8 protein-coding genes and 2 tRNA genes are annotated in these 13,717 nt (G+C 67.3%); 9 read left to right on the top strand and 1 reads right to left on the bottom strand.

Features of this window, described 5'->3' with window-relative positions:
* Nucleotides 1-55: 55 nt before the first annotated feature.
* The 5 genes from lon (at nt 56) to EDC29_RS13300 (ending at nt 5,473) form a co-directional block, all read left to right on the top strand.
* Nucleotides 56-2,497 (top strand): endopeptidase La, encoded by a 2,442-nt coding sequence (lon, locus tag EDC29_RS13320; protein WP_132230278.1) that lies wholly within the window; start codon nt 56-58, stop codon nt 2,495-2,497.
* A gap of 299 nt (nt 2,498-2,796) precedes the next feature.
* Nucleotides 2,797-3,210 carry an HU family DNA-binding protein gene (locus EDC29_RS13315; RefSeq protein ID WP_165913526.1) on the top strand — a complete coding sequence of 138 codons (414 nt, stop codon included), beginning with the start codon at nt 2,797-2,799 and terminating at the stop codon, nt 3,208-3,210.
* A gap of 51 nt (nt 3,211-3,261) precedes the next feature.
* Nucleotides 3,262-3,337: transfer RNA gene (locus tag EDC29_RS13310), tRNA-Val, on the top strand.
* A 58-nt stretch (nt 3,338-3,395) separates the two neighbouring features.
* Nucleotides 3,396-3,472: transfer RNA gene (locus EDC29_RS13305), tRNA-Asp, on the top strand.
* A gap of 75 nt (nt 3,473-3,547) precedes the next feature.
* Complete coding sequence (locus tag EDC29_RS13300; RefSeq protein WP_132230276.1) at nt 3,548-5,473, top strand: SurA N-terminal domain-containing protein; 1,926 nt, start codon at nt 3,548-3,550, stop codon at nt 5,471-5,473.
* Between the two features lie 312 nt (nt 5,474-5,785).
* On the opposite strand, the gene EDC29_RS13295 is transcribed toward EDC29_RS13300, so the two are convergent.
* Nucleotides 5,786-6,562, bottom strand: a complete 777-nt coding sequence (locus EDC29_RS13295; protein ID WP_062275390.1) for an enoyl-ACP reductase FabI — start codon at nt 6,560-6,562, stop codon at nt 5,786-5,788.
* Nucleotides 6,563-6,948: 386 nt separating this feature from the next.
* On the opposite strand from EDC29_RS13295, the gene EDC29_RS13290 reads away from it, so the two are divergent.
* The 4 genes from EDC29_RS13290 to EDC29_RS13275 all read left to right on the top strand — a co-directional run bounded on the left by EDC29_RS13290 (nt 6,949) and on the right by EDC29_RS13275 (nt 13,649).
* Entirely contained in the window at nt 6,949-9,147 is a 2,199-nt protein-coding gene (locus EDC29_RS13290) for an ABC transporter substrate-binding protein (protein WP_132230344.1), read from the top strand.
* Nucleotides 9,144-10,121 (top strand): ABC transporter permease, encoded by a 978-nt coding sequence (locus EDC29_RS13285; protein WP_005224694.1) that lies wholly within the window; start codon nt 9,144-9,146, stop codon nt 10,119-10,121. Before EDC29_RS13290 ends, EDC29_RS13285 begins: the two co-directional genes overlap by 4 nt.
* Before the next feature lie 13 nt (nt 10,122-10,134).
* On the top strand, nt 10,135-11,553 hold the full coding sequence (locus tag EDC29_RS13280; protein ID WP_123141097.1) for an ABC transporter permease: 1,419 nt from the start codon (nt 10,135-10,137) through the stop codon (nt 11,551-11,553).
* Between the two features lie 92 nt (nt 11,554-11,645).
* A complete protein-coding gene (locus EDC29_RS13275; protein WP_132230274.1) occupies nt 11,646-13,649 on the top strand; it encodes an ABC transporter ATP-binding protein in 2,004 nt (667 codons plus the stop codon).
* Nucleotides 13,650-13,717 lie beyond the last annotated feature (68 nt).

Raw genomic sequence — 13,717 nt, 5'->3', positions numbered from 1 at the left:
CGATCGTACCGACCACGGCCCCGCGGGCCGTCGCTTTCAATGAGAACGGGTTTCCATGGCGCAACACGATTCCAACCTGACATCCTCGACTCCGCAGGAGCTGCCGGTGCTGCCGCTGCGCGACGTCGTCGTCTATCCGCACATGGTGATTCCATTGTTCGTCGGGCGCGACAAGTCGATTCGCGCGCTCGATACCGCCATGGCGAGCGACAAGCAGATCCTGCTGATCGCACAGAAGAGTGCCGAGGTCGACGACCCCGAGGTCAAGGATCTGCACGAGATCGGCACCCTGGCCAATATCCTGCAACTGCTCAAGCTGCCCGACGGCACCGTCAAGGTGCTGGTCGAAGGCAACCAGCGTGCCCGCATCGAGCGTTTCCTCACCACCGATGACGCCTTCTCCGCGGTCATCGAGCCGCTCGAGGAGACGCTCGAGACCGACGAGCGCGAGCAGGAGGTGCTGATGCGCTCGGCCGTCGGGCTGTTCGATCAGTACGTCAAGCTCAACAAGAAGGTGCCGCCCGAGGTGCTGACCTCGCTCTCGAGCATCGACGAGGCCGGTCGTCTGGCCGACACCATGGCCGCGCACATGTCGCTGAAGCTCGACGAGAAGCAGCGCGTGCTGGAGATGACCGATGTGCAGCTGCGCATCGAGCACCTGATGGGGCTGATGGAGTCGGAGAACGACATCCTGCAGATGGAGAAGCGCATCCGCGGGCGCGTCAAGCGCCAGATGGAGAAGAACCAGCGCGAGTACTATCTCAACGAGCAGATGAAGGCGATCCAGAAGGAGCTCGGCGAGCTCGAGGACGCCCCCAACGAGATCGAGGACCTGGCCAAGCGCATCGAGGAGGCGAAGATGCCTCGCGAGGCGCACAACAAGGCCCAGTCCGAGCTCAACAAGCTCAAGCTGATGTCGCCGATGTCGGCCGAGGCGACGGTGGTGCGCAACTATATCGAGACCCTGGTGCAGGTGCCGTGGAAGAAGCGCTCGCGTATCCGTAACGACATCAAGGTCGCCGAGGCGGTGCTCGACAAGGACCACTACGGGCTCGATCGGGTCAAGGAGCGCATCCTCGAGTACCTCGCCGTGCAGCAGCGGGTGCGCAAGCTCAAGGGCCCGATCCTGTGCCTGGTCGGTCCGCCCGGTGTCGGCAAGACCTCGCTCGGTCAGTCGATCGCCCGCGCCACCAACCGCAAGTTCGTGCGCATGTCGCTCGGTGGGGTGCGCGACGAGGCTGAGATCCGGGGGCACCGGCGCACCTATATCGGTGCGCTGCCGGGCAAGATCATCCAGAACCTCTCCAAGGCCGGTTCGCGCAACGCGCTCTTCCTGCTCGACGAGATCGACAAGATGGCGATGGACTTCCGTGGCGACCCGGCCTCGGCGCTGCTCGAGGTCCTCGACCCGGAGCAGAACCACGCCTTTGCCGATCATTACCTGGAGGTCGACTTCGACCTCTCCGAGGTGATGTTCGTCGGCACCGCCAACACCCTCAACATCCCCCCGGCGCTGCTCGATCGGATGGAGGTGATCCGGCTCTCGGGCTACACCGAGGACGAGAAGGTCGCCATCGCCGAGCGCTACCTGATCCCCAAGCAGACCAAGAACAATGGTCTCAAGCCCGGTGAGCTGGTGATCCGCGAGGCGGCGCTGCGCGACATCATCCGTCACTACACCCGCGAGGCCGGGGTGCGTAACCTCGAGCGCGAGATCTCCAAGGTGTGCCGCAAGGTGGTCAAGGAGGTGCTGCTGAAGAAGCGCGACAGCGCCACCACGGTGACCGCCAAGTCACTGGAGAAGTATCTCGGGGTGCAGCGCTATCGCTACGGCCGCGCCGAGGAGCACGACCAGGTCGGTCAGGTCACCGGCCTGGCCTGGACCGAGGTCGGCGGCGAGCTGTTGCAGATCGAGTCGGCGTTGATGCCGGGTAAGGGCAAGCTCAGCTATACCGGTCAGCTCGGTGATGTGATGCAGGAGTCGATCCAGGCGGCGATGACCGTGGTGCGCTCGCGTGCCGAGGGGCTTGGGGTGCCGACCGACTTCCACAGCACCTTCGATGTCCATATCCACGTCCCCGAGGGCGCGACCCCCAAGGATGGTCCGAGCGCGGGCGTGGCCATGTGCACCGCGTTGGTCTCGGCGCTGACCAAGATCCCGGTGCGCTCGACGGTGGCGATGACCGGCGAGATCACCCTGCGCGGCGAGGTGTTGCCGATCGGCGGGCTCAAGGAGAAGCTGCTCGCCGCGCATCGCGGTGGGATCGAGGAAGTGATCATCCCGCTGGAGAACGAGCGCGACCTGGTCGAGATCCCCAAGAACATCAAGCAGCATCTGGAGATCCATCCGGTGCGCTGGATCGACGAGGTCCTCGATATCGCCCTGGTCGAACCGCCGCGCCCCGCCGGGGAGTCGGCCGAGGCCAAGGAGGCCGAGGAGGAGTCGGCCGACTCGGCCGAGGGTGCTCGAGATCAGGGGGCGCCGCTGCATCACTGATGTGATGGGCATGTCGCCGTCGGGTCGGCACCCGCACCCATCCGGGGTGCCGATCAACACCGCGATCGATGTTCCCGCTCCGGCCCATCGTCCGATGCCCCAGGGGGGCGGACGGTGCGTCGGCGGCGATCATTTGCTCTGTTGTATCGACGGAGTCCGATTCGATTGTTAAGGTCATCAGCGGTGCTGGCACGGTGATTGTGTCTGCTCATGATGGCTAATCTGCCATGTCAAGTGCCGCGGCTCTGCTTAACGGCGGGTTTTTGTGACCAACAGGCAGAAAAGCCGGTTGCCCTCGCATGGACTCCGATTTAGCATGCGTCAATCTTGAAGAAGGCTTGCGCACAGGGGTCTCCGGCCCCGCGTCCGATGCGTGGCATCCGCCTCATCGTCGTCGCGCAGTCAGTGTGTACCAAACGAGACAGGTAACAGGGGGATCAATGAACAAATCCGACCTCATCGAAGCCATGGCGGATGCCGCGGATATCTCCAAGGCTGCGGCAGCCCGTGCCCTCGATGCCTTCACCGACTCGGTCGCCGTGACCCTCAAGGACGGCGGTACCGTGTCGCTGATCGGCTTCGGCACCTTCAGCGTCAAGGAGCGTGCCGCCCGTACCGGCCGCAACCCGCAGACCGGCGCGACCATCGAGATCAAGGCATCGAAGACGCCTGCATTCAAGGCTGGCAAAGCGCTCAAGGATGCCGTACAATAGCGCTTCGCCTTCGGGGGGAAGGATAAAAACTTCCTCCCAAGCCGAAGGGTGGGGTGCTTAGCTCAGCTGGGAGAGCATCGCCCTTACAAGGCGAGGGTCACAGGTTCGATCCCTGTAGCACCCACCAACACCGAAAAAAAAGGTGTTGCAAAGAAAAAAAATTGCAGTATAATGGCAATTCTTCTGGAGCGGTAGTTCAGTTGGTTAGAATACCGGCCTGTCACGCCGGGGGTCGCGGGTTCGAGTCCCGTCCGCTCCGCCAAATTCGATAAAAACGGGGCATCCGCAAGGGTGCCCCGTTTTTTTTTGGCCCACACCTTCGTTTGGATCGACCGCCATGCTTCAATCCATCAGGGATCGTGCCCAGGGCTGGATCGCCTGGGTCATCGTCATCTTGATCAGTATTCCGTTCGCGCTCTGGGGCATCCAGTCCTATCTCGGCATCAATGGCGAGACGGTGACGGCCACCGTCAATGGTGTCGAACTCACCGAGCGCGATCTCGATCGTCGGGTCCAGCAGACCCGCATGGAGCTACGCGAGCGTCTCGGCGCCGCCTATGACCCTGCCGCCTTCGACAGCGCCGAGCTGCGCCGCATGGTGCGCGAGGAGATGATCCGCGAGGTGCTGCTGATCGACGTCTCGCAGCGTCTGGGGCTGCGTGTCTCGGATCAGGAGCTCAAGCTGCGCATCCTCTCCGAGCCGGCCTTTCAGCGTGATGGTCGCTTCGACAACGAGGCCTTCCAGCGCCTGCTGCAACTGCAGGGGATGAGCGAGCAGCAGTTCGTCGAGCAGCTGCGCCGGCAGCTGACCGGCACCCAGCTGATCCGCGCGGTGGTGGCCAGCGAGTTCCCGACCCGTCTCGAACTCGAGCAGTTCCAGCGTCTCTCCGCACAGCAGCGCGACATCGACTATGCGCGCTTTGCCGCCGCCGATTATCTGAGCGACGAGCCGCTCGCCGACGAGACGATCGAGACCTACTACCAGGAACACGCCGAGCGTTTCCGCAGCCCCGAGCAGGTCAAGCTCGATTACGTGGTCCTCGACGTCGCCGAACTGGCCAAGGGCATCGAGATCGACGAGGCGGCGCTGCGCGAGGCCTATGCCGCCGAGCAGGGGCGGTTCGTCATGCCCGAGCAGCGACAGGTCCGTCATCTGCTGATCGCGCTGCCGCAACAGGCCGATGACGAACAGGTCGCCGCCGCCGAGCGCGAGATCACGGCGCTGCGCGCGCGCATCCTCGAGGGCGAATCCTTCGCCGATCTCGCCGCCGAGCACTCGGACGACCCCGGTAGCGCCGCCGAGGGTGGCGAACTCGGTCTGATCGAGCCGGGGATGATGGATCCGGTGTTCGACGAGGCGGTGTTCTCGCTGCCCGAGGGTGGACTGAGCGAGCCGGTGCGGACCCGTTTCGGCTATCACCTGATCGAGGTCGAGGCGGTCCGCCCCGGCGAGACCCAGCCGTTCGAGGCGGTCCGTGAGCAGCTGCACGAAGAGCAGGCGCGTGCCCAGGCCGAGTCGCTCTATTACGATCTCGGCGAGCGCCTCGCAACCCTCTCCTACGAGCGTCCGGACAGCCTCGAGCCGGTGGTCGAGGAGCTCGGCCTGGAGTTGCGTCAGAGCGATTGGATCGGACGCGAGGGTGGCGAGGGACTGCTCGCCGAGCCCGGTGTGCTGTCGGCGGCCTTCAGCGACGAGGTGCTGGTCGAGGGCAACAACAGCGAGCTGATCGAGCCCGATCACGAGCGGCTCAGCGCCGTGGTGGTGCGGGTGCGCGATCATCGCGAGTCGGCGCAGCGCCCGCTCGAGACGGTGCGCGAGGAGATCGTCGCCGCGCTGCGTGAGCAGCGCGCGCAGCAGGCCGCGATGGCCGCGGCGGAGGCGGCGCTCGCCCAGGTGCGCGACGGTGAGGCCGAGTGGTCCGAGGCGATGGCTGCGGCGGTGATCGAATCGGTCGGGCTGGTCGGGCGCGGCGCGGTGTTGCCCGAAGCGGTGCTCGATCTCGCCTTCAAGCTGCCAGCGCCGCAATCCGGCGAGGCCGAGCTGGAGGCGGTGGCGCTTGCCGACGGCGATGCCGTGGTGGTGCGGCTGACCCAGGTCGAGGATGGCGAGGTGACGGTCGGTGGCGAGGGCGCGACCATCCCGGAGGCCGGACTGCTCGCCGAACTCGCCGGGCGTGATCTCTATGATGTGGTGCTCGCCGACATCGAGCGTCGCGCCGAGATCACCCGCGAGCCCCTGAGCGTGGACGACGACCAGCTCTGACCTCGCGACTTCGCTCAGGCACCGGCCACGCGGTCGGTGGCCCGAGCGATGCGCGCCGTCGCTGCTGAGCCATCAAGCGATATGCGATCGAACCGCCAGGTGGAGGCGTCATGACGCCTCCACCGAGGCGGTTTTTTTGTGCGCGGCCTCGCTGATGCGCTCGTCGCCTGCCTGCTGTCCAGGGTTGTGTCCCTGGGGGGCGAGCGGTGCGCCGGGCGGGGGAGTGGGGCAGGGGGAGCGTGGGGGAGCGAGGCGTCGAGTGACGCCTCGGGGCGCCGCCGCGACCAGACGGGCGCGGCGGCGTGAGCGGGCTCAGCCGAGCCCGAGGATGTGGTAGCCGGTGTCGACGTAGAGGACGTCGCCGGTGATGCCGCTGGCCAGGTCGGAGCAGAGGAAGGCGGCGGCGTTGCCGACCTCCTCGATGGTGACGTTGCGGCGCATCGGGGTGCGCTCCTCGACCTGCTTGAGCATGTCGCGGAAGTCGGAGATGCCGGCGGCGGCGAGGGTGCGGATCGGGCCGGCCGAGACGGCGTTGACGCGGGTGCCGCGCGGGCCGAGCGAGGCGGCCAGATAGCGTACGTTGGCCTCCAGGCTGGCCTTGGCCACGCCCATCACGTTGTAGTTGGGAACCGCGCGCACCGCACCCAGATAGCTCATGGTGAGCAGCGCGCCGTTACGCCCCTCCATCATCGCCCGCCCGCCCTTGGCCAGGGCGGCGAAGCTGTAGGCGCTGATCTCGTGGGCGGTGTTGAAGCCCTCGCGGGTGACCGCATCGACATACTCACCCTCGAGCTGCTCGCGCGGGGCGAAGGCGATCGAGTGGACGATGCCGTCGAGTCCGTCCCACTGCTCGCCGAGCGCGGCGAACAGCGCGTCGATGTCCTCGTCGCGGCTGACGTCGAGCGGCAGCACCAGGTCCGAACCGCACTTGGCGGCCATGTCGGTGACACGCGACTTGAGCTTGTCGTTCTGGTAGGTAAAGGCCAGCTCGGCGCCCTGGCGGTGCATCGCCTCGGCACAGCCCCAGGCGATCGAGCGGTTGCTCGCCACGCCGGTGATCAGAATCTTCTTGCCTTCAAGGAATCCCATGTTCGGTAGTCTCTCGCGTTCGCTGGCCGGGCGCGGGTGCGCCGGCGACCGTTCGGGTCGGGATCTGCTGATAGTCCGTGTTCACCCTTGGACATTTCAGTCAGATCATTCGATGATTGGGGATCGTTGCTCGGGGCTCTGGCACGGACACCCGCTCCTGTCGGGACCCGGGGCCGGGACGCTGGCGCCGGATCGGGCGCGGCGAGCCTCGCGGTCTCACGGGCCGCAACCGATACCCCGTGGTTCGGGGACCGATAACAGTACCGAAACTCGTATTGAGGTGGAAGGGTGTACGCGAGGGAGAGGTCGATGAGCTGCGGTGCCGATGAGACCTGTGACCGGGGACCGAGGACGGTCGTCGTGGCGCGAAGCGGGTGAGGACGATGATGCCGATGGTGGACAAGGCGGCGAGATGGCGTGTGCTGTGGCGAGGCATCCGGGTGGTGTCGGTGATGTCGCTGCTGATCGCGGGGCTGGTCGCATGCGACGACCGCCCCTGGAACGATCCCTATCCGCGTGACACGGCCACCAGCAACACCCTCTACAGCTCCTTTGGCGAGCGACCCAAGCATCTCGATCCGGCGCGCTCCTACACCGTCAATGAAAACACCTTCATCGCCCAGATCTACGAGCCGCCGCTGCAGTATCACTTTCTCCACCGGCCTTACCAGCTGATCCCGCTCGCCCTGGCCGAGATGCCGCGGGTGCGCTTCTACGATGCCGCTGGCGAGCCGCTGCCCGATGACGCGCCCGCCGCGGCGATCGCCCGCAGCGAGTACGAGCTGCACGTCCGTCCCGGCACCCGCTACCAGCCGCATCCGGCCCTTGCTCGCGACGCCGAGGGCGCGCCGCGCTATCTCGACCTCGAGCCCGGCGCGCTCGCCGGGATCGACACCCTCGGCGACTTCGCCGAGCACGGCACCCGCGAGCTGGTCGCCGCCGACTTCGCCTATCAGATCAAGCGTCTGGCCGCGCCCTGGCTGCACTCGCCGATCAACGGGGTGATGGGCGAGCACATCCTCGGCTTCGCCGCGCTCGGCGAGCGGCTCGAGGCCGCGGACCCGGAGCAGGCGCGCGCCCGGGTGGCGCTGCTGCGCGACACCGAGTTCGAGGGCGTCGAGGTGCTCGATCGCTATCGGTTGCGCATCACCCTCGAGGGCAAGTACCCGCAGTTCTCCTACTGGTTGGCGATGCCCTTCTTCGCGCCCATGCCCTGGGAGGCCGAGGCCTTCTACGCCCAGCCGGGGATGCGCGAGCGCAACCTGATGCTCGACTGGTATCCGGTCGGCACCGGTCCCTACATGCTCACCGAGAACAACCCCAACCTGCGCATGGTGCTCGAGCGCAACCCCAACTTCCACGGCGAGCGCTATCCCGACAGCGGCATGCCGGGCGATCGCGCCGCCGGTATCCTCGATGATGCCGGGGCGCCGCTGCCGTTCATCGATCGCGTCGTCTACAGCCTGGAGAAGGAGAGCATCCCGCGCTGGAACAAGTTCCTCCAGGGCTATTACGACTTCTCCGGGATCTCCTCGGACGCCTTCGATCAGGCGGTGCGGGTCGATGCCAGCGGCCGCCCCATGCTCACCGAGACGCTGGAGGCGCGCGGGGTCGAGCTGATGACCGCGGTCGAGCCGACGATCTTCTTCATGGGCTTCAACATGCTCGATCCGGTGATCGGCGGCGAGGGCCAGCGCGCGCGCCTGCTGCGTCGGGCGATCTCGATCGCGGTCGACATGGAGGAGTTCATCTCGATCTTCCTCAATGGTCGTGGCGTCGTCGCCCAGAGCCCGCTGCCGCCGGGCATCTTCGGTCATCGCACGGGCGAGGCCGGGATCAATCCCTTCGTCTATCGCTGGGAGGCGGGGCGGGCGGTGCGCCGCTCGCTCGACGAGGCGCGCACGCTGATGGTCCAGGCCGGCTATCCCGGCGGGCGTGATCGCGACACCGGTCGGGCGCTGACGCTCAACTACGAGGCGGTGGCCACCGGTCCCGACGACCGCGCCCGGCTCAACTGGCTGCGCAAGCAGTTCGCCAAGCTCGGCATCGAGCTGGTGATCCGCTCCACCGACTACAACCGCTTCCAGGACAAGATCCGCAACGGCACCGGTCAGATCTTCTTCTGGGGCTGGAACGCCGACTACCCCGACCCGGAGAACTTCCTCTTCCTGCTCTACGGCCCCAACGGTCGGGTCGAGCACCAGGGCGAGAACTCGGTCAACTACACCAACCCCGAGTTCGACCGGCTGTTCGAGCGCATGCGCAACCTCGAGGACGGCCCCGAGCGCCAGGCGCTGATCGATCGCATGGTCGAGATCGCGCGTACCGACGCGCCCTGGATCTGGGGCTTCCACCCGCGCGCCTTCAGTCTCTATCACCGCTGGTATCACAACGCCTACCCCAACCAGATGGCCAACAACACCCTCAAGTACCGTCGTATCGACCCGGCGCTGCGCGCCGAGCTGCGCCGCGCCTGGAACCAGCCGGTGCTGTGGCCGCTGGGCGCGGCCGCCGCCGTGCTGTTGGCGCTGCTGCTGCCGGCCTGGTGGCTGGTGCGCCGACGCGAGCGGAGTCGCGCGCTATGAGTGCCTATATCCTGCGTCGGCTGCTCTATGCCATCCCCATCCTGATCGGGGTCAATCTGCTGACCTTCGTGCTCTTCTTCGTGGTCAACTCGCCCGATGATATGGCGCGCATGCATCTCGGCGAGAAGCGGGTGACCGCCGAGGCGGTCGCGGCCTGGAAGGCCGATCACGGCTACGACAGGCCGATGCTCTACAACGCCGAGGCCGAGGGGCTGGGGCGGTTGACCGAGACCATCTTCTTCGACAAGTCGGTGCGGCTGTTCGTCTTCGACTTCGGCAGCTCCGACGATGGGCGCGACATCGGGCGTGATATCGCCCAGCGGATGTGGCCGAGCCTGGCGATCGCGCTGCCGGTGCTGCTGGTGGGGCTGGCCTTCAACATCAGCTATGCGCTGTTCATCGTCTTCTTCCGCGCCACCTATGTCGATCTGGCCAGCGTGGTGCTGCTGGTGACGATGATGTCGATCTCGGGGTTGTTCTACATCATCGGCGGCCAGTTCCTGCTCGGTAAGCTGTTCCAATTGGTGCCGATCTCGGGCTACGACAGCGGGCTGGCCGGGTTGAAGTTCCTGGTGCTGCCGGTGATCGTCGGGGTGATCGGCGGTATCGGTGCGGGGACACGCTGGTATCGCACCCTGTTTCTCGAGGAGATCGGTCGCGACTATGTCCGTACCGCCCGCGCCAAGGGGCTGGGCGAGCGCCTGGTGCTGTTCCGCCACGTGTTGCGCAACGCCCTGATCCCGATCCTCACCGGGGTGGTGGTGGTGCTGCCGCTGCTGTTCATGGGTAGCCTGATCACCGAGTCCTTCTTCGCCATCCCGGGGCTGGGCAGCTACACCATCGATGCGATCAGCAACCAGGACTTCGCCATCGTTCGCTCGATGGTGTTCCTCGGCGCCGTGCTCTATATCCTCGGGCTGATCCTCACCGACATCTCCTACACCCTCGCCGACCCGCGGGTGCGGCTGCAATGAGTGGAGCGATGCCATGCCGTTGATGCCGGTGGTGCTGTGGACCGACGCGCTGCTCTATCTGTTGCTGGCGCTGCTCGGCGGGTTCGCCTGGCACGCCGCGCGTCACGAGCACCTGCGCGCGCCCTGGCGTCGGGTGGCGCGCTCGCGCATCGGGGTGGTCACCCTGGTGGTGCTCGGCTGCTATCTGCTGGTCGCGGTGCTCGACTCGGTGCATCTGCGGCTGCGCCTCGCTGACCAGTCCGGCGCGACGAGCGCCGAGACGCGCTACTCGCCCGAGGTGCTGAGCCTGCTCGATCTGGCGCTTGCCGGGCTGCGCAGCCAGTCGGAGAAGACCTACTCGGCGCCCTTCGCCACCCATCTCTACGTCAAGGAGGCGATCGAGCTGCCCGATGGCCGGGTGCTGCGCGATTATCCCCGTCTGGTGCACGGCGGCGCCCATCTCGACGACCCCGCCGCGCGTGGTCTCGACATCCTCTGGCGCGGGCTGCTCGGCGCGCTGCTGGGGCTGGCGCTGTGGGGGGCGATCCTGTTCGCGCTGAGCGCGGCACTGGCGCGGCGGCGCGGCATCACCCCGGCTTTGATGCGCGCGCGCATCAAAGCCGGGCGCACCGAGGTGCCGTGGCGTGCGGCGCTGCTCACCCTGGCGTCGATCCTGGCGCTCGGCGGGGCGGTGGCGCTGCTCGCCGGTCACTATCATGTCCTCGGCACCGACAAGGTCGGCGAGGACGTGCTCTACCAGGCGCTCAAGAGCGTGCGCACCGGGCTGCTGATCGGCACCCTGACCACCTTGGTGATGCTGCCCGCGGCGCTGCTGCTGGGGATCATGGCCGGTTACTTCAGGGGCTGGGTCGATGACCTGATCCAGTATCTCTACACCACCCTCAACGCCATCCCCGGGGTGTTGCTGATCGCCGCGGCGGTGCTGATGCTACAGGTCTACATGAGCAACCACGCCGAGGACTTCGCCAGCCTGGTCGAGCGCGCCGACCTGCGCCTGCTCTTTCTCTGTCTGATCCTCGGCGTGACCAGCTGGACCGGGCTGTGCCGGTTGCTGCGGGGCGAGACGCTCAAGCTGCGCGAGTCGGATTATGTCCAGGCCGCCAGCGCGCTCGGGGTCGGTCATTTCACCATCATCGGTCGTCACATCCTGCCCAACGTGATGCACATCGTGCTGATCACCCTGGTGCTCGACTTCAGCGGTCTGGTGCTGGCCGAGGCGGTGCTCTCCTATGTCAACATCGGGGTCGACCCGACCATGAACAGCTGGGGCAACATGATCAACGGCGCGCGGCTGGAGCTGGCGCGCGAACCGGTGGTGTGGTGGTCGCTGAGCGCCGCTTTCGTGTTCATGTTCACCCTGGTGCTCGCCGCCAACCTGTTTGCCGACGTGGTGCGCGATGCCTTCGACCCGCGCCTGCGCGGCGCCGCCTGAGCCGTCGTGTCCACCCAACCCCGGAGGTCCCTCGCCGTGATCCGCCATCGTCGCCACGCGTCCGTCATCCTCGTCGTCCCGGGGGGCTGGCGATGAGCGCGCCGCTGCTCGAGGTCGAGGGGCTGAGTACCACCATCGGCGCGGCGCGGGTGGTCGACGACCTGCGACTGGAGCTGGCGCGCGGCGAGACCTTCGCGCTGCTCGGCGAGTCGGGCTGCGGCAAGTCGATGACCGCGCTGTCGCTGATGCGGTTGCTGCCGCCGGCGGGACGGATCGAGTCCGGTGCGGTGCGACTCGACGGGGTCGACCTGCTGCGGCTCAGCGAGGCCGAGATGCGCCGGGTGCGTGGCGCGCGTCTGGCGATGATCTTCCAGGAGCCGCAGACCTCGCTCAACCCGGTGATGCGGATCGGCGCGCAGATCGCCGAGGCGGTGCGGCTGCACGCGGGCGCCGCTGCTGCGGCGGTGGATGCGCGGGTGTTGGAGTTGCTGCACGCGGTCGGCATCCCCGACCCCGAGCGGCGCGCGCGCGAGTATCCGCACCAGCTCTCGGGCGGGATGAAACAGCGGGTGATGATCGCCATGGCGCTCGCCGGTGATCCCGAGCTGCTGATCGCCGACGAGCCGACCACCGCGCTCGATGTCACCATCCAGGCGCAGGTGCTGGGCCTGCTCAAGACCCTGCAGCAGCAAAGCGGGCTGGCGGTGTTGCTGATCACCCACGACCTCGGGGTGGTGGCCGAGACCGCCGAGCGGCTGGCGGTGATGTATGCCGGCGAGATCGTCGAGACGGCAACCACCGCCGCCTTCTTCGCCGCGCCCGCGCACCCCTACAGCCGCATGCTGCTCGACAGCCTGCCGACGGCGGACAAGCGCGGCGCGCGGCTTGCGGCCATCCCCGGGCGGGTGCCGCCGCTCGATCGCGCGTTCACCGGCTGTCGCTTCGTCGAGCGCTGTCCGCGCGCGCTCGCGCGCTGCGCCGAGCAGTTGCCGCCCTGGCACGAGGCCGGGGCGGGGCACTGGGTGCGCTGCCATCTGTGGGACGCCGACCAGGTCGACGCCGCCACCGTGGCCGCGCCTGCGGTGGCGGAGGGTGAGCAGGCGCCCGCCGGGGAGGATGCGGCCCCGCTGCTCGAGGTCGCCGATCTCAAGGTGCACTTCCCGATCCATCGTGGGGTGCTGCGCCGGGTGGTCGGGCAGGTGCGCGCGGTCGACGGGGTGTCACTGCAATTGCGCCCGGGCCGTACCCTGGCGCTGGTCGGCGAGTCCGGCTGCGGCAAGACCACTGCCGGCAAGGCGCTGCTGCAGCTGATCGCGCCCACCGCCGGCTCGATCCGTTACCAGGGCCACGAGTTGGCTGGGCTCGGCCATCGCCGGATGCGCCGCTTCCGCAAGGACCTGCAGATCATCTTCCAGGACCCGCACGCCTCGATGAATCCGCGCATGCTGGTCGGTGACGTGATCGGCGAGGGGCTGCAAGCGCTGGGGCTGGCGCGCACCCGCCCGGAGCGGCTGCGCCGCGCCGCCGAGCTGCTCGAGCTGGTAGGGATGCCGGGTGCGGCCGTCGAGCGCTATCCGCACGAGTTCTCCGGCGGGCAGCGTCAGCGCATCTGTATCGCCCGCGCGCTCGCCGTCGACCCCAGGGTGATCGTCTGCGACGAGCCGACCAGCGCGCTCGACGTCTCGGTGCAGGCGCAGATCCTCAACCTGCTCAAGGATCTCCAGGCCCGTCTCGGTCTGTCCTATCTGTTCATCACCCATGACCTGTCGGTGGTCGCCTATCTCGCCCACGAGGTCGCGGTGATGTATCTGGGCCGGGTGGTCGAGCGGGGAAGGGTCGATGAGATCCTCGAGCGTCCGCGTCATCCCTATACCCGCGCGCTGCTCTCGGCGGTGCCGGTGGCCGACCCCCGGGCCGAGCGGCGTACCCTGCGTCTGGAGGGCGACATGCCCTCGCCGAGTGCGCCGCCGCCGGGCTGTCACTTCCATCCGCGCTGCCCCGAGGCACGCCCCGAGTGCGCCCTGGCCTATCCCGAGGGGCGGGCGGTCAGTGCGACGCATCGTGTCCATTGTCTCCTCGTCGAGGCCGGGCGCTGAGTGCCGGGCCGGGGCGTGATCGTCCATGCCTATTGGGGTGTAAATGAGAATCTATTTCATTTAAAGGC

Origin of the sequence: Marichromatium gracile, assembly GCF_004343155.1 — a bacterium.
Classification (GTDB): Bacteria; Pseudomonadota; Gammaproteobacteria; order Chromatiales; family Chromatiaceae; genus Marichromatium; species Marichromatium gracile.
This window is presented reverse-complemented; position numbering and strand designations above follow the sequence as displayed.

Excerpts from the sequence above, each read along its gene's own strand:
- lon (WP_132230278.1), top strand. The coding sequence starts at position 56 with ATGGCGCAACACGATTCCAACCTGACATCCTCGACTCCGCAGGAGCTG.
- EDC29_RS13315 (WP_165913526.1), top strand. The coding sequence starts at position 2,797 with ATGGACTCCGATTTAGCATGCGTCAATCTTGAAGAAGGCTTGCGCACA.
- EDC29_RS13300 (WP_132230276.1), top strand. The coding sequence starts at position 3,548 with ATGCTTCAATCCATCAGGGATCGTGCCCAGGGCTGGATCGCCTGGGTC.
- EDC29_RS13295 (WP_062275390.1), bottom strand. The coding sequence starts at position 6,562 with ATGGGATTCCTTGAAGGCAAGAAGATTCTGATCACCGGCGTGGCGAGC.
- EDC29_RS13290 (WP_132230344.1), top strand. The coding sequence starts at position 6,949 with ATGCCGATGGTGGACAAGGCGGCGAGATGGCGTGTGCTGTGGCGAGGC.
- EDC29_RS13285 (WP_005224694.1), top strand. The coding sequence starts at position 9,144 with ATGAGTGCCTATATCCTGCGTCGGCTGCTCTATGCCATCCCCATCCTG.
- EDC29_RS13280 (WP_123141097.1), top strand. The coding sequence starts at position 10,135 with ATGCCGTTGATGCCGGTGGTGCTGTGGACCGACGCGCTGCTCTATCTG.
- EDC29_RS13275 (WP_132230274.1), top strand. The coding sequence starts at position 11,646 with ATGAGCGCGCCGCTGCTCGAGGTCGAGGGGCTGAGTACCACCATCGGC.